The 22,690-nt window shown below is 62.7% G+C and carries 24 protein-coding genes; 8 read left to right on the top strand and 16 right to left on the bottom strand.

The genetic code is table 11. The features are described 5' to 3' along the window. Positions 1–118: 118 nt before the first annotated feature. The 8 genes from HYG81_RS25260 to HYG81_RS25220 all read right to left on the bottom strand — a co-directional run bounded on the left by HYG81_RS25260 (position 119) and on the right by HYG81_RS25220 (position 10,762). Positions 119–3,172: a DUF7286 family protein gene (locus tag HYG81_RS25260; RefSeq protein WP_180842411.1), complete on the bottom strand. Its 3,054-nt coding sequence runs from the start codon at positions 3,170–3,172 to the stop codon at positions 119–121. Next, complete coding sequence (locus HYG81_RS25250) at positions 3,169–4,224, bottom strand: DUF7284 family protein (protein WP_226376040.1); 1,056 nt, start codon at positions 4,222–4,224, stop codon at positions 3,169–3,171. The genes HYG81_RS25260 and HYG81_RS25250 overlap by 4 nt, the downstream gene beginning before the upstream one ends. Continuing rightward, a complete protein-coding gene (locus HYG81_RS25245) occupies positions 4,221–4,706 on the bottom strand; it encodes a DUF7285 family protein (protein WP_180842410.1) in 486 nt (161 codons plus the stop codon). The genes HYG81_RS25250 and HYG81_RS25245 overlap by 4 nt, the downstream gene beginning before the upstream one ends. After that, complete coding sequence (locus tag HYG81_RS25240; RefSeq protein WP_180842409.1) at positions 4,684–5,580, bottom strand: DUF7283 family protein; 897 nt, start codon at positions 5,578–5,580, stop codon at positions 4,684–4,686. Before HYG81_RS25240 ends, HYG81_RS25245 begins: the two co-directional genes overlap by 23 nt. Before the next feature lie 132 nt (positions 5,581–5,712). Beyond that, positions 5,713–7,428 (bottom strand): secretion system protein, encoded by a 1,716-nt coding sequence (locus HYG81_RS25235; RefSeq protein ID WP_180842408.1) that lies wholly within the window; start codon positions 7,426–7,428, stop codon positions 5,713–5,715. Positions 7,429–7,435: 7 nt separating this feature from the next. After that, on the bottom strand, positions 7,436–9,469 hold the full coding sequence (locus HYG81_RS25230) for an ATPase, T2SS/T4P/T4SS family (protein WP_180842407.1): 2,034 nt from the start codon (positions 9,467–9,469) through the stop codon (positions 7,436–7,438). Between the two features lie 25 nt (positions 9,470–9,494). Further along, complete coding sequence (locus tag HYG81_RS25225; RefSeq protein WP_180842406.1) at positions 9,495–9,965, bottom strand: DUF7311 family protein; 471 nt, start codon at positions 9,963–9,965, stop codon at positions 9,495–9,497. Beyond that, the gene (locus tag HYG81_RS25220; protein WP_180842405.1) at positions 9,962–10,762 is read right to left on the bottom strand and encodes a DUF7310 family coiled-coil domain-containing protein; all 801 of its coding nucleotides are present in this window, start codon (positions 10,760–10,762) and stop codon (positions 9,962–9,964) included. The genes HYG81_RS25225 and HYG81_RS25220 overlap by 4 nt, the downstream gene beginning before the upstream one ends. Before the next feature lie 335 nt (positions 10,763–11,097). Between HYG81_RS25220 and HYG81_RS25215 the strand changes: the two genes are divergently transcribed. Beyond that, positions 11,098–11,373, top strand: coding sequence for a DUF8028 family protein (locus HYG81_RS25215; RefSeq protein ID WP_180842404.1), 276 nt, complete (start codon positions 11,098–11,100; stop codon positions 11,371–11,373). Between the two features lie 9 nt (positions 11,374–11,382). Here the strand turns inward: HYG81_RS25215 and HYG81_RS25210 are convergent, their stop codons facing one another. Both HYG81_RS25210 and HYG81_RS25205 read right to left on the bottom strand, forming a co-directional pair. After that, entirely contained in the window at positions 11,383–12,309 is a 927-nt protein-coding gene (locus HYG81_RS25210) for a DMT family transporter (protein ID WP_180842403.1), read from the bottom strand. A gap of 163 nt (positions 12,310–12,472) precedes the next feature. Next, the gene (locus HYG81_RS25205; RefSeq protein ID WP_180842402.1) at positions 12,473–12,838 is read right to left on the bottom strand and encodes a DUF7344 domain-containing protein; all 366 of its coding nucleotides are present in this window, start codon (positions 12,836–12,838) and stop codon (positions 12,473–12,475) included. A 275-nt stretch (positions 12,839–13,113) separates the two neighbouring features. On the opposite strand from HYG81_RS25205, the gene HYG81_RS25200 reads away from it, so the two are divergent. The 3 genes from HYG81_RS25200 (at position 13,114) to HYG81_RS25190 (ending at position 14,779) form a co-directional block, all read left to right on the top strand. Next, complete coding sequence (locus HYG81_RS25200; protein ID WP_180842401.1) at positions 13,114–13,767, top strand: ribonuclease H family protein; 654 nt, start codon at positions 13,114–13,116, stop codon at positions 13,765–13,767. A gap of 137 nt (positions 13,768–13,904) precedes the next feature. Continuing rightward, positions 13,905–14,363 carry a DUF2240 family protein gene (locus HYG81_RS25195; protein WP_180842400.1) on the top strand — a complete coding sequence of 153 codons (459 nt, stop codon included), beginning with the start codon at positions 13,905–13,907 and terminating at the stop codon, positions 14,361–14,363. Between the two features lie 23 nt (positions 14,364–14,386). After that, a complete protein-coding gene (locus HYG81_RS25190) occupies positions 14,387–14,779 on the top strand; it encodes a DUF7993 family protein (protein WP_180842399.1) in 393 nt (130 codons plus the stop codon). A 456-nt stretch (positions 14,780–15,235) separates the two neighbouring features. Here HYG81_RS25190 and HYG81_RS25185 read toward each other — a convergent pair whose 3' ends face one another. The 5 genes from HYG81_RS25185 to HYG81_RS25165 all read right to left on the bottom strand — a co-directional run bounded on the left by HYG81_RS25185 (position 15,236) and on the right by HYG81_RS25165 (position 19,130). Continuing rightward, positions 15,236–15,895, bottom strand: a complete 660-nt coding sequence (locus tag HYG81_RS25185; protein ID WP_180842398.1) for an HAD family hydrolase — start codon at positions 15,893–15,895, stop codon at positions 15,236–15,238. 118 nt (positions 15,896–16,013) lie between these two features. Next, a complete protein-coding gene (locus HYG81_RS25180; RefSeq protein WP_180842397.1) occupies positions 16,014–17,345 on the bottom strand; it encodes a cation:proton antiporter in 1,332 nt (443 codons plus the stop codon). Positions 17,346–17,378: 33 nt separating this feature from the next. Further along, positions 17,379–17,873: a cation:proton antiporter regulatory subunit gene (locus tag HYG81_RS25175; RefSeq protein WP_180842396.1), complete on the bottom strand. Its 495-nt coding sequence runs from the start codon at positions 17,871–17,873 to the stop codon at positions 17,379–17,381. 124 nt (positions 17,874–17,997) lie between these two features. Continuing rightward, positions 17,998–18,366 (bottom strand): methylglyoxal synthase, encoded by a 369-nt coding sequence (locus HYG81_RS25170; RefSeq protein ID WP_180842395.1) that lies wholly within the window; start codon positions 18,364–18,366, stop codon positions 17,998–18,000. Positions 18,367–18,428: 62 nt separating this feature from the next. Then, entirely contained in the window at positions 18,429–19,130 is a 702-nt protein-coding gene (locus HYG81_RS25165) for an SDR family NAD(P)-dependent oxidoreductase (RefSeq protein WP_180842394.1), read from the bottom strand. Positions 19,131–19,249: 119 nt separating this feature from the next. Here HYG81_RS25165 and HYG81_RS25160 point away from each other — a divergent pair, with 119 nt between their 5' ends. The 4 genes from HYG81_RS25160 to HYG81_RS25145 all read left to right on the top strand — a co-directional run bounded on the left by HYG81_RS25160 (position 19,250) and on the right by HYG81_RS25145 (position 22,183). Beyond that, on the top strand, positions 19,250–20,050 hold the full coding sequence (locus tag HYG81_RS25160; RefSeq protein ID WP_180842393.1) for a class I SAM-dependent methyltransferase: 801 nt from the start codon (positions 19,250–19,252) through the stop codon (positions 20,048–20,050). A gap of 233 nt (positions 20,051–20,283) precedes the next feature. Then, positions 20,284–20,574 carry a MarR family transcriptional regulator gene (locus tag HYG81_RS25155; RefSeq protein WP_180842392.1) on the top strand — a complete coding sequence of 97 codons (291 nt, stop codon included), beginning with the start codon at positions 20,284–20,286 and terminating at the stop codon, positions 20,572–20,574. A 176-nt stretch (positions 20,575–20,750) separates the two neighbouring features. Further along, a complete protein-coding gene (locus HYG81_RS25150; protein WP_180842391.1) occupies positions 20,751–21,677 on the top strand; it encodes a ring-cleaving dioxygenase in 927 nt (308 codons plus the stop codon). Positions 21,678–21,763: 86 nt separating this feature from the next. Further along, entirely contained in the window at positions 21,764–22,183 is a 420-nt protein-coding gene (locus tag HYG81_RS25145; RefSeq protein ID WP_180842390.1) for a VOC family protein, read from the top strand. Between the two features lie 78 nt (positions 22,184–22,261). Here HYG81_RS25145 and HYG81_RS25140 read toward each other — a convergent pair whose 3' ends face one another. Continuing rightward, entirely contained in the window at positions 22,262–22,510 is a 249-nt protein-coding gene (locus HYG81_RS25140) for a hypothetical protein (protein ID WP_180842389.1), read from the bottom strand. Positions 22,511–22,690 lie beyond the last annotated feature (180 nt).

The raw sequence follows: 22,690 nt of genomic DNA, 5'->3' as shown, positions 1-22,690 counted from the left end.
GATGGATTATAAAGAAAATTTCACAGCATCTCCCTCAGTCTCTGACAAATATTTGTATCTGCCTACTGAAGAGGGGAAAATTTGTAGAATAAAAGACACCTGAAGCTCTCACTTCCTTTTATACTGGCAGACTGTCTGATGCCTCTTTTGCGATGCAGTTATTTTTATTACCCCCGTTAAAGCTAGCGCCAACATTGTTCCAAGTGGTTGAACATTCTTGGCGCGGTGACTTCGAACTTTTGTATCGCCACGTATCACCGACCCCTAGTGATCCCTTTGCCATCAGTTGTGGACTTGGAACAACTATTGGAATTACAAGATTATTATCGAACGAGATCGGTTCAACAGATCCGACTGTAAGTTCCTTTTCTTCGGCCCAAGTTGGCGTCTCAATCGTCACGTCTGTATCTTCCCGTACATAGGTCATCTCGCTACTGCTCGTCGGATCACCACTATTAGCACGTACTTCGAATCGGGCGTATTCCCCTTGTACTTCAAGATAATATGCATCGAGCTGCAAGTAGAACAAGGATGGCCACGGCATGAGAGGGAAACCGGGATGTCCGACACCGTTGAAGTATCCAGCACCTAACGGAGTATGATTTGTCTCATTGATATTATTAATAGCGAGTGCATCGTCCCCTGCTGGTCTGACTGCAGGGACATCAGTTCGATTAACAGTTTCTAGCGAAAGATACGTTGGCGATGCCTCGACCTGATAGTTCACGTCCTCCAGCAACGGTGAATCCTCAAGTGATGCTCGTGCATCTTCAGGACGCGTTTCGGGATCCATCATCTGATCAACGAAGTTCATTGGACCCCCGAGGAGATCATTACTGGTATCGAGAAGACCGCCAAGGAGACCATTGAGTATGGCATTACTCTCACCGAGTGTATCGTCGTGCCAGCCGTTAATTTGTTCGATATTATCGTATGTGTTCTCAAAATATTGCTTCCGAACCTCTGCCCGGAGGAGATCAGCTGTATTGTCGTACGGCTCGGAGACGTTTTGATACACTAACTTCCCTTCCAATCTACTTACATTCTTCTTGACTTTCTTGAGCGGGCTTGGTTTCTCAATCATATTCCAGAGATCAGTCTGATGCGGCTCAGTGGATGTTACGACCTCGTGATGCGTCTGATTAAGTTCGGATAGTGCCCACTTGTACAGTTCGCCCTTGTCCCGTGGCTCAACGTCTATATCCGGGTTAGGAGAATATGGGACAACTTCGTCAAAATCGCTTTCCGTGATTATCGAATGGCTTGAGCTCTCAATTTCATGTTCCAGTTCCAGTTCCTGTGATTCTACAGAAGTTGAACTGAGATCAAATGTCTCTCTAACAGCTTTTGTTTCAATATCTTTGAAGTTCTGAACAGTCTTATACTCCTCATCCCAAACATCTTCCTCAAAGAGCGATTGAATGCGGCGAGACCCACGTTCCACTGCAATAGTATCCGAGACGAAATCGCCTGTAATCTCATAATTTGAGTTATACGTTATATTATTTCCTCGGTCCCAGTATGTGTGTGATGATCGGTTCTCATCCTTATGTTTCCATTCTGCTTTGACATTGATCGAATTTTTGTATTTAATATCAATTTTAGCTAGATTTTGACTATCAAACTCAATATTTTCATTATTGGAGTCAATGTTAATTGAGACATCAGCATCCGCTGGTGAACTACTAGCATAATAGGTTACATTGATTGGACCAGACCAGTTTCCAGGGTTTTGAGCCCATTTCTCCGGTGGGGAAGGGACTGGAAGCATATTATCTTTGAAAGGCCCATTCTCTTGTGTATGAATCTCAACGTTGTATATGTCCTCTATTACCTCTTTTATCTCATCTCGATCCTCAGCACTATCATACATCCCCCTAATCCCTGACATTACCTTCTCATCATAGTTCCCCAAATTATCGGCTATCTCTCCGTTTTCCACCTGATCAGAAAAATAACTATCTAAGTAATAATCATTGAAACGGTCAGACTTCAGCAATTTTTTGTCAAACTCTGCTTCCACCTCTTTAATATTCATCCCACTCGCCATCTGCATATACGCAACGTCGGCAAACGGATGGGCCTGAATCTCAACGTCAGTCTCGACGTTGTCCTCGAGCATAGTCAAAACGATATCCTGTACGGTAGGCGGATCCGGCAGTTCCCCGTCTTGGTCGATCAGATCGCTATCACAGAGAGCTGTCTGATTAGAGAGATTGCTCGCCTTTCCGTCCGGAAGGAAGTCCGAAGTCTCGATATCGCCTGCGCTCGAGGTGAGATCGCCGGCCATACAGAGCGTCGGCAAGAGCATAGCGCGGTCCTTGTACGGGTCGGTTGTACCGAAGGTTTTCTCCTGAAGCCCAAAGACGGCATCGTTGACCATGACTTCGGTGTGCTCGTTTGGGGTGAGATTGTGGAAGGCGCGATCACCGCTGCCGAGTCGGTCGTAGTAGGCTTTCCCCCACGTGTACGGATATATTCGAGCGGCGAAGTACCGCCCGAAGCCGTCGTAGCGACCGTCGCTTTCGAAAAAGCCCGTATTGAGCTGTGATTGGAACTCGTCGGTTCGGTTTTTGAGCTGGTAGAGCGGCGTGCCGACCGTCACTGACAGCTCTCGGTGCTCCGTGACGGTCTGCCCCTCCGTTTCGTCGACGGTGAGCTCGATGCCATCGACCGCGACGGTGAGGACGCCCGATTCGCCGTGCTCGAGCGAGACTCGATCGATCGCCGCCTCGAGGTCGTCGCTGTCGCTCCAGTCGAGCCGTTCGACGGAGGCTTTGGCGGTCGTCTCCCCGTCGAACTGCTGGGTGGTACTCGCGAACGATTCCGACACTTCCCGATAGATGAGGAGTTTGAGATACTGGTCGAACACGGCCTCGTCGTCGTCCATCGCGGCGCTGACGGGAGCATCGGCTCCGTCGGTGGACGTGACAGGGGCGCTGGCGGCATCCTCGGTCGCGCGGACGACCGCCTGCCGCAACTCGGCGACCGCAACCGACTCGGCGCGGTCCATGGCGAGCGCCTGATCGGTATCGACGTCTGGGGTGTCTCTGGACTCCAATACGCCGACGATCGCGATACTGCTGATCAGCAGCAGTACCGCGATCAGTGCGAATGGAATCCGGGCACGGTCGTCGTCTGCGATCGAAACTGTGTGGGGTCGGGTCGTCATGCGTTCCAGGTTTGAATCGTGATCGTGACCTCGTCGGTCGATACTTCGTCGGCGAGCAACGCCGCGATCTCCTCGTCTCGCTGCCGGCCGTCGTACGCCTCGTCTATCGCCGCGATTTCGTCTGCCAGGGCCGTCTGCAGATCTTCCCCGATCCACTGCCCGAGACCGTTCCGGCCGAACGCGTCCGCGTCCGCAATCCCGCGGACCACCTGAGCGTTCGCTTCGACCGCGTCCGCTTCGTCGCGCTTGAGCGGGCCGTGGTGAGCTGGTGCTGTCGTCCCCGTAAACTCGTACTCGAGGGGTTTCACCATCTGCTCGTAGTGCGAGACGGTGAGTTCGTGGGAAAGTCCTTGGCTCTCGAGGGATCGCTGGGTTGCCGCCGGCGGGAAGTAGCCATCGACGATCGCGCTCCCGATCACTGTTCCGGCCGCTTCGAACGACGCGTTCTCCGGGCTCTCGACAAGGTCGGTTCGATCGCCGAGATAGTCGTTCCAGTAGGTATCGGCGTTCAGATACGCGGTTTCGATCTCGTCCGAATCGATGGCAGGGATCCCGCTCGAGGCGGTCAACGTGACGCTCGAGACGTCCTCGTTCGGCGGTGGTCGTTCGCCGGCCGTCGCCGTGCCGTTGATTGCCGCGTCGTCGTAGGGCTCCCACTCGGCGACGACGTAGAAATCCCGGTTCGAGCCGATGAGGGCGCTTTCGACGGACGCGCCGACGGCGGTTTCGAACTCGTCGCCTGTAGGGCGAATTCGAGTGCCGTCGACGTGGACGTTCGCGACGGCCGCGTCCGCAAGGAGTCCGGTAGCCGAGCCGTACTCGGTCCGGTGGTACTCCCCCTGTCGATCGGCGATCGGTGCCGCGTCCTCGAGGCTGTACCGGACGCTGATGGTCGATTCACCGAGGAGTTCGGCGGTCCGGTCGGCTCGATTCTCGTCGAACTCGTCGTCCGAGTCATGCAGGTGGATCCCGATGAGCAGGATGCTGGCGCTAATGAGCAAGAGGGCCATCGCGACGTCCATAACCGTACTCACGGCGCGGTCGGCGCTCATCCGTTCCACACCCCCACGAGTAGCGTTCCACCCCGGACGTCTCCGGGTCTCGTGGCGACGGCGATGGGGCGGGTGGCAACGCCGGCTTCGGCCGGTGGCTTCTCGAGTTCGCCGCTCTCGATCGGATCCCGATTCGGTTGCCCGTCAGTCCCGAACAACGCATCGGCGACGACGGTCTCGCGGCCGTCTTCGACGATCGTCACCTGCACGTAGACGTTCCGTCCGTGAGGAAGCGCTCCCGTCTCGATCACCTCCTCGAGTTCGTCGTGATCATAGCTGCGAACGACGCCGTCGGTTTCGATGTCCCCTTTGATCCGAGTCACTGCCGTCTCTTCGGTCGTCCGGTCGGTAGTTCCGGGGAGCGTATCCGTCAGATAGAGGCCGTAGAGTCCGACGCCGACGATGAGCGCCGAGACGGCGACGAGTGCGGCGAGCGGCTCGGTCTGGCCGCGCTGGCTGTTAGACGGCGACGAGTGTGACATAGAACGACTCCGATTCCGTATTGCGTTTAACGTATCCGCGGTTATCGACGATATCGTCCGCAGTATTGACGGTTTCTTCGCCTGACTCACAGATGTCTACCAGTTCGTCACCGCGATCCTCGCCGATGGTGTCTCTGCAGATGGTGTTATCCTCGACGATGATCTCCACATCGATCGGAAACGATAGTGAACTGTGTCCGTGAAACTCGTCGTGTCCGATCGTTCTAGTGTTCCTCGAAGGCCTTGCTTCGACTGATTTCCGGATTTCTCCCCTTCCCTGACTGTCAATGGCGTAAAATTCCAGCGGGACGTTCGTATTCGATTCGTACGCGAACAGAACCTCGTGTGTCGAGCCCGAATTCTCCTCGATCTCGACGGCAGCGCGTATCGACGGCACTGGCGTTGTACTCACAGTTCGCGTCCGTAACTGGTCGTCCGCGGTCCGCCACTCTCCGGAGTTGTCCGCGTAGGCGCTTTCGACGCCCTCGAGAAATACGTCGAACGCGTTCGTCTCCGTGTCCGCGAACTCCGCCGCGTACTCTTCCTCGAAAGACCGTCCTTCAGAGAGGTTCTCGAGGCGTTCGTGCCCCATCACGGGGACGACGTGCCCGTAGCTGAGACTCGCCCGGGAGGTACCGTGCTCGTTTCGCATCGCGAGCGTTCGGCCATCGAACTTGATCTCGGTCGCGTCGTGATCGTACGTTGCACTTGTGTCGTACGAGCTTCCAGCGGTTCGCTCGATAGTATTTGCGGCTCGATTCGCGTCCGGGGGCGGTCCGGTTGGCAATCCGAGCGCGATACCGGCGATGGCGGCGCTGACAATCGAGACGGCCAGCCAGACGTACCACGCATCGACCGGGGCTTCCAGATCCATGCTGCTGGTGGCCGCGTGTTCGTATTTAAACTCGAGCAGAGCGGAGGAGCGGTGGCGAAGCAAGGCTATCGAGAGGATGACGAGACGAGGTGATCCATCCTCCTGATGCGACGAGCGCCGTCACCGATGTGATCAGAGTAAGACGCCGATGACGGCTACGGTCAGGACGTACAGCACCATCGACGAGACGAGCGTGCGACCGACGTGATAGCCGACGAGGGCCCGGTCGAGCCCGTGGCGAAGCCCGATCGAGAGCGGGGTGATGATGAAACAGAGCGTGATCAGATAGAGACCGACGACGACCGCGAGCGATTCCGCGGGGAACGCGGCAGCACTCATCTCGCCCGAGGCGATGATATCCTCGCTCGACATCATGGCGGCCATACCGACTGTCGCTCCGGCCACGAGCGGCGCAAAATACGCCGCTGTGTTGTCGAGCGTCCCGGTCACCTGCTCGAGGTTTCGTTTCGTCTCGGCTTCGACTGCCTCGAGTTCCTCGAGGTGGTCGGCCATGGAAACGATGGCGCGGCCGGCGGGTTTCCCTTCGTCCGAGGCGATCGCGAGCAACGCGGCGGTCCCTCGAGTTCGAGGGCTTGGAACGTTTCGAAGAGCACCGTACTGGCCGAGAAATGCCGCTCGAACGCCCGTATGGAGCCGCCGCTGGAGCCCGGCGGCGTCTTCGAAGACAGCACCGGTTTCGCCGGGGACGCGATCCCCTGCGAGTTCGACCGCCGACTCCACGGATTCGCCTTCAGCAACCTGCTGACCGACGATGTAGAGCGCATCGGTCAGATGGGCTTCGACGTCGCGGACGTAGTGTCGAACCGCGAGGACGGGGTGATATATTGCGAGTAGTGCGACGCCGACGCCGAGACCGATTGCGGTAACCGGGGCGAGGTGGGCGGGGCCGACCATAGTGATCGCCACGTACCCACAGAGACCGGCGAGGACGCCCCACAGCAGTCGAAGTCGGAGTCGATCGGGGATCTCCGGATGATCGTGATCGATCGTCGGTGGCGGAAACGCGACCGGCCGACGGACGAGTAACCAGAGACTTGCGACGATCAGGACCCCGGGGAGCACGACGTTGTACAGGAGTACGAACAGCCAGATGTTGACGGAGTAGCCGACCATCGGCACCGTCGGAACGAGCGAGATGAGTGCGAGCGGGAGCATGATCCCGAAGGCGAACAGCCCGGTCGCCGGTGCGCGGATCGCCGACGTAAAATCCGCCATCTGGCTGCGGGTGCCGTCGAGCACGGCCGAGAGCGCCCGATCGAGCGTTCGAACGCGCTCGGCGTCGGGTGCGTCCTGGGCAGCAACGAGCAGATGCGAGGACCGCCGAAGCGCCGGGAACCACTCGGCCCATTCCTCGGCGAACGAGAGCAGACCCGTCCCGGACGTTCCCATCGACCGATCGATATGGCCGGTGAGACTCGCGGACAACGGGCCGGAACCGGTTTCGGCCGCGAACCGAACTGCGCTTTCCAGCGCCGGTTGCACCTGCATGCGCAACACCGCCCGCCCGACGAGGTTCGGGGTGTCGCCGAGCGCTTCGGTTCTGCGAAACGCCGCTTGCACGTGCGGCAACGAGTGGACGCTGTGAACCGCCGCGAGCGGTAACACGAGCACGAAAAACAGCACGAACGGGATCGGTGCTGACGTTGCCAACAACGGCAGTGGCAGGACGGCGGCGACGATACCAGCGCCGTATCCCGCTCGAACGACCGTCTCGCCATCGTAGCGGGAGTCGGTAAACGAAAGCGACTCCGTGAGGTTATCACTGGGATCGACGTCGGCCGGGTACAGTGCGGCGAGCGACTGAACGAGGAACGGTACTCCCTCCATCTCGAGATTACTCGTCGCTCCAATCGATCGCTAGTGGCTTGCTGCTCCGATCGACCGGTAGTGTCTCGCCACTTTGATCGGTAACTGGTATTTCACTGCCGTGATCGGTGTCTACCGGTTCGTCGTCGCGATCGGCGTACGCCGTCGCGACCGCCCGTGGACTCGTCCGGCCATCGTTCGCGAGCGTCGACAGGAGCTCGGTTCGCGAGGAAATCGCCCGCCGAACCGCAGCGTACTCTTCGGTCGGCCCCGCGAGTTGGTTGACGATCCGGCTCTCACCCCGGTCGATCCGCCCGGTCGCGACAGCCCGGTCGCCCTCAAGTTCGTACAGCGGTTCGAACTGGATGTCGTCGCCGTTTACGACGACTTCCTCGACTCTGGCGAGACGTCGATTTCGTCCGTCGGCGGTCCGGTGGGCCTGCACGGTGACGACGATGTCCGTCGCGCCGAACGACGACGGTTCGACGCCGAGGTCGGAAACGACCCGCTCGTAGACGTCGTCGGCACCGTCGCCGTGTATCGTTCCCAGCACTGCGTTGGCGTTGGCACCGACCCGCATCGCCTCGTAGAGGACCTGTGCTTCCTCGCCGCGGATCTCGCCGACGACGAGGGCTCCGTCACCGAGCCGCAGCGCCGTCCTGAGCGCCGCCGCGGCCGTTATCTCGGGGCCGTCACCGGTCCCGGTTCGGAGCGCCTGAACGTCGCGGCCGACCGACTGCAACGGCTCGACCGGAAGCTCGGGCGTGTCTTCGATCAGAACCGTTCGCGTGTCCGGGGTGAGTTCGTACAGGAGCGTTCCCAGTAGCGTCGTCTTCCCCGATCCTCGCGTTCCGGCGATGAGGGTCGCAGCGTTGCGTTCGACGGCGACCGAGAGAAACGCCGCGACCGCCGGCGGCACGGTTCCGTTCGCGACGAGCGCCGGAAGCGTGAACTCGTCGGCTGGCTGCTCCCGGAAGGCGAAGGCGATCCCGTCCGCGACCGGATCGGTGACACCCGCGACTCGAATCCCGGTCCCGTTTGCGAGCGAGGCCGTCGCATCGACCGTCGGACTCGCTCGGGAGAACGCCCGCCCGCTGGTGCGGCGAACCCGCGAGGCGAGTGCTCGCGCACCGCTCGGCGTCAGCCGGATGTTCGTCGGCATCGACTCACCGTCGACAACGACGCGAATCGGATTGGCTGCCACCGGCGATGTGACGTACACGTCGGTAACGCGGGGGTCGGCGAACAGATCCTCGAGAATCCCGTAGCCGCTCGTATGCTTCGTCAGGATAGTCGTCAAGAGCGGGTCTGCCGGCCCGTCGCTAACGGACTCGATCGCCCGGGAGGGTGCACGATCACCCTCGACGACTCCTTCGGCGATCGCCTCGTACCCCTCGAGCAGGCGTTGTCGATCCCGATCGGAGAGGGCCGTATCGACCACGTCGAGGGCGTAGCGAGGAACGTCGTTCGGCCGGCTATAGATCCGCGCCTCGCTTCCCGTCTGCAGCGACTGGAGGTCCCTGAGACGCGCGCCGTCGCCGATCGTTCGGTCGAGAAAGTACTGGCCGATAGTGAGCCCGACGGTGGAGGGCAGGATCGTCTCGTGGCCCTCGAGTTCGGTTGCCGCTGCAATCAGTCCCGATTCGATGCCGATATCCGCGATCGCCCCGGCTCTCGTTCGGACCTCCGCAGCGACACTGAGCGGATCCCGGGCGGCCGCGTCGGCCAGCCGTTCGTCGCGATCACCGAGCAGCGCGATGAATCGGCCGGCCGACCCGAGGAGTTCGACGCCGCGATCGTCGTACCGGCGTTCGAGCCCGTTCGATCTGACGAGGATACGCGCGGCCTCCCGATCGGCGAGGGCTTCGATCGCCGTTCGACGGCATGCGGTTTCGTTCTCGAGGTCGCCGTCACACTCCGCCGCGTCGAGAACCAGCGTCTCGTCTTCGAACGATAGGGTGCAGCCACACGCCGAGGCAGTGTCAGTTCGGCTCCCGAACACGCTGCCGAGTCCGAGATCATCGATGACCGAGCGGAGGCGTGCGGTCCCGTCCAGAGACATACCGATGCTGGCAGCGGCATCCGATTTAAACTCGAGCACGGGCGGCGACGACGACCGGTGTTCCGTTCTCGTCGGCCTGCAGCGTCAACACGAGCTGTACTCCCCCATCTCCGTCGAGTTTGACCGGTTCGGTGCCGAGCGGATCGTTCCAGATGACCCGTTGGTCGATCACCCCGGTTCGCGTCGTTCCGTCCTCGAGAACGTACCGAACGGAACTGTAACTCCCGTTTTCCACGGGTACTATCTCGAAGTGATCGACGGGTTCGGTCGTGAGCGACCCTCGCGGCAGTTGCAGGTCGACGACCCGCCGCGGGTTCGGATGTCCGTCGGGAGAGACAGCTTCCGTTTCTACGAGGGACGTCGCTGCCTCGTCGATCGCCGAAATGCTCGTTTCGACCTGTCGTTGCGTGTTCAGCGACGCTCCCCGCTCGATTGCCGGGACGGCGAGTGCGATGAGGGCGATCGAGAGCAACACGGCGACAATGACCCGGATCACGGGAGTTTCGACCGGATCAACTGTAACACGCCGCTCTCCGATTCGTCGTCCTCGTCCGGCGACGATTCCCCGCTCGAGCGGTCGCCGTCCGCCGATTCGGCGAGCCGACAGTCGAGCGAGTCCTGCGTGGCTTCCCGCCTGCTTCGGGCGTCCTCGTCGCTCGTCGTCGTTGGCTCCGCTCGATCGTCGGGTGTGAGATCGTCCTGTCGGTTTGGGCTCTCGCCATTGGTAACCGGTGCTGAGACGATCTCCGTGGCAGCCTGTTCGACGGGGAGCGAGGCGTCGGTCTGGTCGTCCGAAACGACTGGCACGGCTGCCGCTCGGTCGCTTCGATCGGGAGCCGAGTCAGGTGTCGCGACCGTTTGCTCTCGAACACCGACAGTTTCCCCGTGGTTTGGGATTCTCGCCTCGTTCTCGACTGCCGCCCCGTTGTCACTCGAGACACCGTCCCGAGTAGCCTGTGTCCCCCTGACCGTGTCAGGATCGCCGGTGTCGACGACGCGCTCGAGTTCGTCGATTCGATACTCGAGTCGATCGACGGCCGCGACGGCCCCGTTCGCTCGCTGTTCGACGGTTTCGTTGACCGATTCGACGCTACCGACGAGTCCGTCGAGTGCGTCGATCCGTCCCTCGAGCTCCGCGATCCGTTGTTCATGCACGTCGATCCGTTCGGCGAGGGCCTCGAGATTCTCGGCGAGGGACGCGACGTCGTCGAGCGCAGCGAGCTCGAGGTCGCCGTCGATGACTGCGCGTTCGACGGCCGACAGTCGTTGTTCGATGCGTTCGATATCGCTCATAGCGAGCGTTGCCGCCCCTTCCCGCTTAAACCCTCATCTGAACTTTGGGATCCGAACCCGTTCGATCGTCCTCGAGACCGGTCGCGTTGACGATCCATTCAGGCGAATCAGCAACCCGTTGTAACGACTGAAACGATTTCCACCAATTGAACAGTCGTCATATGACCGGGTGTGTAAGTGTAGTGACGTTCTGCAGTTCCTATAGTCGCAGCCAACAGTATCCTTCGAGCGGTTAATCGGTCGTTCACTACTGCCGATTCCCGTGAATCCGCGGCAATCGATCGAAACTGTCGGGCCGATATTTGGGCCGTCGCGAAAAATACGTAACTCTCCCAATGGCGAGCCCACCCTCCATCACCGACCGTCGGTCCGCCGACTCGAGCCCGCCGAGTGAACGCCGTGACGACGAACACGGCGCGCTCGAGCGAGCAACACCGGGACTCGCCGACCGGATTCGTGCGGCGGGGTTCTGGACGGCGGTCGCCATGCCGATCCTGTACGTTCCCGTGCTCGCAACCGGGCTCTCGTCCTCGTTCGACGGGGTCCTGTTTCTCGGCTTGCTCGTCGGCAACCTTCTCGCGTTGTACGTCGGTCACGCACATCGCCGGTAGCGGACGGGGTCACTCGCTCGAGCCCCGCGACCGAACGTAGCCGATCTCCCGTCGGATCGCCTGTCGTTTGACGAGGAGAAAGCCGACCGCGATGAGCCCGAACCCGATCACTGTCGCCACGTCGACCACTTCGCCGAGATAGAGCCAGCCGACCACTGCGGTGACGATCGGCGCGACGTACGAGACCATGTTGATCTCGACGGCTCCCAGTCGCTCGAGCAGGTCGAAATAGATGAGAAAACCGACCGCGCTCGCGCCGAGCGAGAGGTAGGCGAGCGCACCGATCGCTTCAGGGTGCGTCCACGCGGCCGGCTCGAGCGGCTCGCCGAGCGCGACGCTGACGAGGTGTAACGCGGCTGCGCCGCCGAGCATCGACCAGGCTTCCATCGTCTCGATCGGTAGCGAGGCGTCGAGACGGCGGGTGAGAACGCTGCCGAGTGCGAACGCCGCTGCGGCACAGAAGACGAGTCCCTTCGCCACGGCGTCGGTCGCGAGGAGGTTCGACGGATCCGGCTGGACGATGACCGCGACGCCGGCGAGACCGACGAAGACGCCGACGATACCCACCGGTGAGAGCGCGTCGACGGGCATGAGTAGCCGTGCGAACCCGGTACTCAGGACCGGCGAGAGACTCACCAAAATTGCGGCGGCCGCCGCCGTCGTGTTCTGCTGGCCGACGAACAGGAACGCGTGGTAGGCCGCGATCAGGAGCAGGGCTCCGACGGCGACCTGAATCCATTCGGCCCCGGTACGAGGCCGCCACCGATCGACGGCGAACGCGGCATAGCCGAGCATCAACACGCCGGCGATGTCGTAGCGCAGAGCCGCGAACAGGATCGGCGGGATATACGAGAGTCCCGCACTGATCGCCACGAACGCGCCGCCCCACAGCGTTGCGAGCAGCACGAACAGACCGAGATTCCGATACCGGTTCACGGTGGCTGTCTCGAGAGAAATCTCCTATGCGTTTCGATTCGAAATGGCTCCGACGAGTCGGCAGTGCACTACTTCTGTCGCGGTCAGAAGAAATGTAATTGACGGATACCGGGACGCAACGCTTCAGAACCGGTGGATTTCAGATTACAGGATCCGCTGGCTTTCAGAGCGGCGGTCGTTCGCGGATCTCGGTTTTCTCCTCGGTCTGGCGGAACTGCTCGAGCAGGGGTTTGATGTCGTCGAATCCCTTGGCCAGTACGATATCGCCGCTTCGAAGGTCGTACTCGATGATATCGTAATCCGCGAGTCGCGGCAGGTGGTTGTGGACGAGGGAGACGTAGACGCGCTGTCTGCTCTCCTTGTCGATTGCGCCAGCGTGAACGTCGAGTTCCAGGGCCGCGACCTGCGTGACGAGATCCGCAAGGTTCGCGGTTCGGTCGTCCGCCAGCTGGTAGAGCAGAAACCGTCGTTCGGATTCCGCGAGGAGCGAACACGCCGCTTCCATCCGACTGGCGTTCGTCTGGTTCATACTTCGACCAAGCACCAAGTGGTATTACACCTGCTGCCAACACAGATAGGTTCCGGGCTGATCGGGCGAAACGCGAACGGTTCCCTGATCGGCAATTCAGCTATTGTAGCCGCTACACTGCCAAAATATACCATTTTGGCTGACCTTCAGGATTGGTTATTTTCCTCGAGTGAACGCATACCGATACTGTGCAGAATAGCTGACTCCCGTGCGAAACATTGACAGCTGTTACCACGGGCGGTATCGTTAAGTGGGCAAATAGCTTACGCGTTAGCATGGCCGCTCACGGCCGGCCCGCACTGCGGGACTTGTTCGACGAGTCGCCCACACCCCACATCGCCCATCCCCCGCGGACCCACCACCGTGATTTCTACGTCGCGACCGACGGGTCATTCCGGGACTCGGGCGGTGGGCTGGGTGCCGTTATCGAAACGCGCGACGGCACGCGCGTCGCACGCGTTGCGACCGCGGATACGCCGCCGGACAACAACGTCGCCGAGTATCGGGCGTTGCATCTCGGACTCGACGTCCTCGCTGCGAGAGCACCGCGAGACGCCGCCGTCGGCGTCCTCATCGACCACGACGCGCTCGCCAGCAACGTCAACAACGCCATCCTCGCGACCCGCCATCCCGACGGAAAATCGCCCCGGCCGGTCACCGTCCCGACCGCGACGCAGTATCACTGGCGGGGTATCCAGGCCCGACTCAGCGGCTTCGACGAGGTCCGGGCCGCCCGCATCGATAGCGACCAGAATCCCGCACACCCCCTCGCGAACGCACCGGAGCAGTACTATCACGTCAACCGGGAGCCCGACCGCTGTGTCCTCCCTGAAACACCGGAGGCGACCGCCACCGAGTTCCCACCGCCGTCTCGAGCCGACCGCAACGGCGGCAGCGGTGGCAGCGGCGGCGGTCGCGCCTCTGACTGATCGCCGGCGTCGGTTTCGATTTCGGCATCGGCCTCGATTTCGGCATCGGCCTCGATTTCGGCATCGGCCTCGATTTCGGCGTCGGGTGTCGCCTGGAACCGCCATCGTTTTCTCACCGCTCGAGCAAGTCGTCTCCGATGAGCCTTCGCGTCGCGGTCGCCGCCCCGTTCATCCAGCACGGCGCGCGTCGCCTCAAGGAAAACGAGGTCGTCGTCGCCCTCTCGCTCGATCGGGACTGGTTCTCCCCCGATCAGGCCAAACGGCTGATCGACGTCGCTACCCAGGAGGGGCTCCTCGAGCGCGGTGACGACGGCCTCGAGATCGCGTTCGACCCGTCGGAGGTGACGGTGCCGGAGGAGTTCGTCCCCGACGAGGACCTCCTGCGGGAACGCTCCGCGTTCGAGCGCGTGCTCGATTCGCTGGTCGCCGAAGGGATGGAGAAACACGAGGCCGTCGGCGCGATCAACACGCTCCAGCAGGAACTCGGCCTGACCATCGAGGCCGCCGCGGTCGTCTACGCCCGCCGTCAGGGGATCGACGTCGGCGACCTCGCCCCGATCGCCCGGGAGGCCGTGCTCGACACCGAAGACGGTTAATCCCGCCGCCCCGACCGACCGGTATGGTCGACAACCGGATCACCGACGGCCGCCGGATCGCCGAACTCCTCTCGAGCGAGATCGACGGCCGCGAGGACGGCGAACTCGCACATTTCGCCGTGACCAACGCCGATCGAGACGTCGAACCGACGGCCGACGGCGCTCGCGCCTACGACGTCACTCGTCACGACGAGCGGATCGCTCGCGCGTTCGTTCACGAAGACAGGGCGCACCTCGAGTTCGAGGCAGGGCAGGACGGCGCGGCCGAAGCCGCATCGGACGTCGACCTTCGGGTGCGGCCGAAGGCGACGCAGCCCCCGAAAACGCTCGTGTTCGTCGAGAGCGGCGCCGAGGTCAAGCGAGCCACGGACGTGTTACAGGAAGTGAGCCGGCGGCTCGAGGAACCCGACGCCTAGGACGGATATCTCCGACCTGACTATTTCTCGAGCGGTGGCGCGCGCTGTCGGCCGACCGAACACCAGTGAGGGCGGCCAACGATGTTGCGCGAGGGATGAGCGAACGCTAGTGAGCGAATCGGCTGGGGAGGGTGTGGAAATTCCCTGTTGCCACGGTAGCAGGACACCCGATCTCATTCCTTCTCATTAGATGCTTTTGGTGAAACAACCCTTCTATTATTCTACAACGACTTCTTCTGGCAACTAGGAGCGCCTCACCCTCCCCAGCCGATTCGCTCGCACAGTGTCGTGCCGCGGTTCATTGGCATTCACCGCGACCCAGCGCGCGCCACCGCACGCCGGTCGACCAATCTCGAGTGACACGTCCTTCCTCTGTACTGAACGATCTGTGGAGCGCACAATGGCTCGCCTCAAGAAAACGTCCGTCAGGCTGAAGCGGATCTCACAGGGTCCGTTTCACTCGAGCGTCGCAACGAGCTTCGGAAGCGTCGCCGCGATCTCCCGCTGCTCGACGTGCGCGATCGCGCGAGAATCGGGCTCGGGACCGTCCTCGAGCAGCACCTGAATCGCTCGCATCCCCGCCTCGGTCGCACCCCGAATATCGGCCTCGACCTCGTCGCCGACGTAGACCGCGTCGGCGGGGTCCACGTCCAGCTCGCCGGTGATCGCCTCGAACGCGCGCGGATCGGGTTTCCCGGCCTCGAGTTCGCCCGTTACGAGCGCGGCGTCGAAGGCGTCCTCCCAGCCCAGCGTCTCGAGTTTGTGCCGCTGGGCGCGGACGGGGCCGTTGGTGAGCAGGCCGACCCGGTACTCGCCGCGCAGGTCGGCGAGCATGGCTTCGACCCCGGGGAGCGCCTCGAGGTCGTCGGCGATCGTCTCGCGGTAGGCCGTCGCGACCGCGGCCGGATCGGCGTTGCTCTCGCTGTCCGCGAGCAGGTCGGCGAAGATGGGCTCGCGCGTCTCGGTGGTGAGGTTCCGGCGATGGGCCGCGAGATACGCCTCCCGCGTGAGCGAGGGCGCGTCCGTGACCGACGTGGCCTCCTCGAGGATGGTCGCCCGATCCCGCCGGGGAACGGCGAGCGTGTAATCGAGATCGAAGACGACCGCTTGTGGCATAGACGTGAAACGGGACTCGAGCGGGTTGAAGCTATCCCTTCCGATCCGACGGTGGAACTGATCGCAGGTGGAACGGTGTCGAGGGCATTCCACCAGCGACGGGGCCGACGGCACCGCGTCAGTTGTCGGCCGGCCGGGTCGTCCCCTCTCGTCTGCGCTCGAGCAGTGAGACGACGACGGGTTCGATCCGACTCGAGTACTGCATGAGCGACGTGCCGAGGATGCTCATGACGAGGACGTAGCCGACGGTGAAGGCGTAGATCGTCTGTGCCGTCTCAGCGGCGAGGCCGCTGCCGGCCCCCGAGAGCGCGAGGCTCGCGATGATCAGGGAGAACTCGCCGCGGGTGGCCATCCCGAAGCCCACTCGGAGCGAGCGACGGTCGTCGAGCCCATAGATCCGGCCGCCGAGGTAGCCGCTGACGAGTTTCGTCGGCGTCGTCACGATGACGGCGGCGACGATCATCCCGAGAATCGAGAGCGTGAACAGCCCCGGATCGGTGACGAGGCCGATCCAGAAGAAGAAGATCGCCGCGAAGGCGTCCCGGAGCGGCTCGAGCAGTCGCTCGAGATCGTGGACGTGGTCAGTCGACGAGAAGGCCATGCCGACGAAGAACGCGGCGACGGCCTCGCTGACGCCCAGCGCGAGCGCGATGCCGGCGACGAGGATCGTGACGCCGAGCGCCCGGACGACGACGAACTCGTTGGTGTCGGCGTCCAGAAACCGCTGGAAGAAGCCGGTCCCGAAGGTGACGAGCGCGAGCAGGGCGACGATGACCGCGATCGCGATCCCGATCTGGCCCGCGGCCGCCCCGATATCGCCGCCGCCCAGGACCAGTGCGGACGCGATCGCCAGGTAGACGGCGATGAACAGGTCCTCGTAGACGAGCGTCCCGAGCAGCGGTTCGGCCTCGTCGTTCGCGATCCAGCCCAGATCGATCAGCGACTTCGTGATGATCGCGCTCGAGGAGATGTAGACGATCCCGGCGGTGAGAAAGGCCGCGAGGAAGCTCCCGAAGACGAGGTAGCCGAAGAGGAGACCGATACCGAAGTTGAGAACCAGATCGACGCTCCCCGCCTTGCCGATCCGGTCCCTGCTCGCGAGCAGTCGGTCCAGATTGAACTCGAGGCCCAGAAAGAACAACAGGAGGACGATCCCGATCTCGGCCCCGATGACGATGAAGTCGGTTTCGCCGAGTGCGAGCCCACCCAGCGCCGTCAAGAGATCGACTCCGCCGACCGTCACCTCGGGAACGGTGACAGTGACGCCGCCGATACCGACCTCGCTCCCGACGAGCGCGGGGAGTTCGCCGAGCACGTTCGACCCCAGCAGTACCCCGATGATGATATAGAACGGGATCACCGACTGATCGATTCGGCTCGAGCAGATACCGGCGAACGCGACCGCGGTAAAGAGGATCCCGACGTCGACGAGTGCCGTTTCAGTCGCCACTAACGGTCACCCCTGCGGCGGCAATCGTCCCGTTCACTCCTCGAACCCTGCTCCGAGCAGTTCCTCGAACTGGGCGCAGTCCTCGCGGTCGCCGACGACGACCAGGGTGTCGCCGATCTCGAGGACCGTCTCCGGCGTCGGCGGCGAAATCAACGTCTCGCCGCGCTGGATGGCGACGATCGAGACGCCCGTCCGCTCGCGGATGTTCGACTCGGCGAGGCTCTGGCCGGCGACTTCGGCACCCTCGGCGACGCCGTACCACTCGAGGTACGTGTCGTCGGAGAGCATCGTCTCCACCTGCTCAGCTTGCACCGGCTGGAAGTACGCCCCCTCCAGGATCGTGCCGATCTTCCGGGCGAGCCGATCTGAGGCCTCGAACAGTTTGTCGCTGTCGGCATCCGCGTCCGATTTCAGGTACACCTCCCGTTTCCCCGTGTTGTGCGTTACGATGACGAGCCGTTCCCCGTTCTCGAGTTCGACCTCGAACTTCTTCCCGACGCCGGGGAGGTCGCTCTCGTAGACAGTCATACCAGTATATTCGAAGCCGACGTATTAAATAGCGTGTCCTCTCGGAGATGCGAGCTCGGTGCTCCCCCGTAGTGATCGCTCCTCGTGGCCGACGACGAACTACTCCGTGAGCACCTCGCTGAAACTACTCCGCGAGTCCCTCGATGAGGAACTCCGCGGAGGCGAGGTTCGTCGCGAGCGCCGTGTCGCGAACGTCACAGATCCGCAACAGCGCCGAGATATCGGGCTCGTGCGGCTGGGCTCGCAGCGGATCCCGGAGGAAGACGATCCCGTCGAGTTTCCCCTCCGCGACCTCTGCGCCGATCATCAGGTCGCCGCCGAGCGGTCCCGACTCCTTGCGCTCGACCTCGAGGTCGGTTTCGTCCATGAGCCGCTGTCCCGTCGTCCCCGTCGCGATCAGGTCGTACTGCCGCAGTTGTTCCTCGTGCGCTCGAGCGAACTCGATGAGGTCCGGCTTCTTCTCGTCGTGGGCGATCAGCGCGACGCGCGTCATACCCGGAACGTCCACCTCGCGGAAAATAAGCGCTCGCTTGCGGGGAGACCTTCGATTTCGGGTCAGAACTCCTCGACGTGGGGCCGAACGTCGAGCTCGAGCGTCCACGCCGACCGATCCTGCGTCACGAGGTGCCAGTAGGAGTCGGCGATGGCGTCCGGATCGAGGTATTCGTCCTCGTCGCGGTCGGGCTGTAATTCCCGAACCTCTGGGGTTTCGATCTGGCCGTCGATCACGACGTGGGCGACGTGGATCCCCTCCGGACCGAGCTCCCTAGCCATGGATTCCGCCATCCCGCGGACGGCGAACTTGGCCGAACTGAATCCGAGCGCGCCGCCGCGGCCGCGAACCGCCGAGGTCGCACCGGTGAAAATGATCGTCCCGCCGTCCGCAGCGAGCATGTCGTCGACGGCCTCCTGCGAACACAGCAGGGACCCGTACGCCGACGTCCGCCACGCCCGTTCGAACTGGTCCGGTGAAATACCCTGCAGTCCCGTCCACGAACCGCCGCTCGCGTGATTGACGAGAATATCGACGGAGCCGAACGCGTCGCGGACCTCCCGAAAGCCCGCCTCGACTGCGTCGGGATCCGTGACGTCCGTCGGAACGCCGAGCGCGTCGTCGCCGAGCGCGTTCGCGAGTTCCTCGAGGTAGTCCGCCGAACGGGCGAACAGCCCGACCTGGCAGCCCTCGTCGACGAATTTTCGGGCGAGCGATGCGCCGAGGCCGGGACCGACGCCGGCGATGACGGCTGTTTGCGTCATAGCGATAGCACGAGCGCGCGCCACAAAACGGTGACCGTGGATCGGTTCGGGAATCGCGGCGATCGACGGACGGCTCGAGGCGGCTATCGACTTTTGACCCTGGCGACCGACTACCGACTATGGACGACCCGACCGAGCCTGGCGACCGATCGGCGAGACACGTCTGGTCGGCCGGTCGGTATCCCGCGATGGCGCCGAACATGTTGCCCGCTATCGCGCGACTGGTCAACACCGCGGGGATCGATCCGGGCAACCGCGTTCTCGACGTCGGCTGCGGGACCGGCAACGCCGCGTTAACCGCCCGTCGAGCGGGCGCGGACGTCGTCGGCCTCGATCTCGCTCACGGAATGCTCGAGCTGGCTCGTGACAACGCCTCGCTCGCCGCCGAATCCGATATCGGCTGGGTCGCCGGCGACGCCGAGACCCTTCCCGTCCCGGACGACGCGTTCGACGTGGTCCTCTCGAACTTCGGCCACGTCTTCGCACCGGACTCGACCCGCGCCGGCGCGGAACTCCGTCGCGTGACGAAACCCGGCGGCCGAGTCTGCTTCACCGCGTGGTCGCCGAACGGCGTCGTCGGCGATCTCACCGAGGTCCTGACCGATCACGTCGCCGAACCTCCGAGCGATCCGTGGTCGCACCTCCAGTGGGGCGACCCCGATTTCGTCCGCGAGCAGTTCGCCGACGTCACCGACTGCTCGTTCCAGCGCCGATTACTCGAGTTCCGGTACGCCACTCCACACCACTTCTGGCGCGAGTTCGCCGAGGAGTCCGGCCCGCTCTCGCCCGTCCTCCGACAAATGGACGACGACGACGCGCGGGCCGCCCTGCGCCGGGACGCGGTCGCCGCGCTCGAGGACTGGTTCGGAGATAACGCGATCCGCGTCGAGTACCTCCAGGTTCGGGCCGTCGTCGAGTGATGGTGCTCGGGTCTTCCCGATTTCCCGGTCTGCCCTCGAGCGTGTCCTGCAGCCGGTCCGGCAGAGAAACGGTGGCGTCCCTCGAGACGCGTTCGGTGGCTTCGTGGCTCACACTGTTACGCTTCGACACCGCGAGTTCACCGGTCCCACCGGTAATACGGTAGCCGCGGCTGTGTGGACCAATCGTCCCGTAGAGAATCATTAAAGACCGTCCGCATCGAGAGGACCGATAGATGAGTGATCAGTTCGCCCTCTCGTCGACGACCGCTCCGGACGCCGTCGATGACGTTCCGCCGAGCGCCAAACTCGTGCTCACGGTCCTCGCCCACGAGGGCTCCCTCACGCAGTCCGAACTCGCGACGGAAACGATGCTCCCCGTTCGAACGGTCCGCTACGCGTTGAAACAACTCGAGGAACGCGACCTCGTCGACTCGCAGATCTCGTTCGCGGACGCCAGACAGCACGTCTACTCCCTCAACGAGGCCTTGTTCGTGAAATCGGACGCACGAGAGCCGCAGTCGTGACGGCTCGGGCACACAGCACGTTCGTGACGAACGACGCACACGACCGTCGTGCCGATCCGTACCCATAGCCCTCCAAAGCGCCCTTTTCGGTTCGTCCCGGCGGTCTTCTCCGTTCGTCCCGGCTGTCTTCTCCGTTCGTCCCGGGTTTATTGGCGCTGAACCGCGTACAGTTGCGTATGCCCGACGACATTCCCGGCATCCACCACGTGACCGCCATCGGCAGTGATCCCCGCCACAACCTCGAGTTCTACACTGAGACGCTCGGGCTCCGTCTGGTGAAACGAAGCGTAAATCAGGACGATGTCTCGGTCTATCACCTGTTCTACGGCGACCACAGTGGGAGTCCGGGGACGAGCATGACGTTCTTTCCCTACACCGACGCTCGTCCGGGGCAGGTCGGGACCGGACAGGCCAGCGCGGTCGCGTTCCTGATCCCGGCCGAGTCGCTCGAGTTCTGGACCGATCGGCTGGCGGACGCCGGCGTCGACGCCGAGACGGAAGCGCGGTTCGGTGACACCGTCGTTTCGTTCGAGGATCCGGACGGCCTCCCGCTCGAGCTGGTCGCCCGATCCGACGCACCCGCCGGCGATCCGCCGGCGGGACCGGTTCCCGACGAGCATGCGATTCGGGGCTTCTTCGGCGTGACGCTGTCGCTGGCGACGGCCGGCCCGACCGCGGAACTCCTGCGGACGATGGGCTACAGCGAAACCGACGAAGCCGGCAGCCGTCGGCGCTACGAGAGCGACGGCGAGCTGGGATACGTCGTCGATCTCTGCGAGGAACCGCAGGCACCCCGCGGACAGCCCGGTGCCGGTACCGTCCACCACGTGGCGTTTCGAACGACGAGAGACGACCAGCCCGAGTGGCGCGACGTGCTCCAGGGGCAGGGGCTCCGGCCGACCGAGATCATCGACCGCAAGTGGTTCGAATCGGTCTACGTCCGCGAGCACGGCGGGATCCTCTTCGAGTTCGCCACCAAGGAGCCGGGGTACACGGTCGACGAGGACCTCGAGTCACTCGGTGAGCGTCTCGTTCTCCCCGAGTGGCTGGAAGACCGGCGCGACGAGATCGAAGCCGGACTCGCGGACCTGTCTGCGGAGTAACCCCTCGGCGGACCCGACGCTCACTACCGACCGCGCGGACGGCGCAGACGGAAGCGTTTTTCGGGCGCGCTCGTACGATGCACCTAATGACAGACCTCAGCGCACACCACGTCGGGATCACCGTCGCCGACCTCGAGGAGACGCTCGCGTTCTACCGTGACGTGCTCGACCTCTCAGTCGCCGACCGGTTCAGCGTCGGCGGCGAGGCCTTTTCCGACGCCGTCGGCGTCGAGGGTGCGAGTGCGAACTTCGCGCATCTCGAGGCGGGCGGGGCCCGAATCGAACTCGTCGAGTACGACCCCGAAGCGCGGGGCTCTCCGGCGGGGGGACTCAATCAACCGGGCGCATCCCACGTCGGCCTCTCGGTCGACGATCTCGAGTCCTTCGCTGAGACGCTTCCCGATGACGTTCCGACACTCAGCGAGCCCCGGACGACCGAGAGCGGGACGACGATCATGTTTCTGCGAGACCCCGAGGGGAACCTGATCGAAGTACTCGAGACGTAACGAGTCGAAACGAGTCGGAACGAGAATCGACGTTCGAACGCGGCGCACGAGAAGGTATCCGAGGTCGTCAGCGTCCCGTCAGGCCAGCGTCGATCGGACCTGTTCGACTTCCGTGTCACAGCCCGAGCAGACGCGTTTCTCGGTGGCGATATAGACGTCGCCACATCGCGAGCAGTGAAAGAGATTTCCGAACGAGACGTGATCCGCGTCCCCGTGTTCACTGTGTGGAGACTCGTCGTCAGCCGTCTCCGTCTCGTTTGTCAACGTCGATCGGACTCGGTCGCGAAGCTGACGCGAAACCGACATCGCGTTCTGTTGAATTCCCATACAGTAGCAAACGATTATAGGTACGAAGTAGCTGATGTCTAAAGTATTTGGAATGGTTCGATGTACCGTGGCATGCCACTGCTCGTCCGTTGTCGGGCCGAGTAGCACCGATACCGATTCACTACCGGTCGATGGCGTCCGTATAGTAACCTTTTCGACCGTCGCGAAACCATTCCAGGC

Source organism: Natrinema zhouii (assembly GCF_013456555.2).
GTDB lineage: Archaea > Halobacteriota > Halobacteria > Halobacteriales > Natrialbaceae > Natrinema > Natrinema zhouii.
This window is presented reverse-complemented; position numbering and strand designations above follow the sequence as displayed.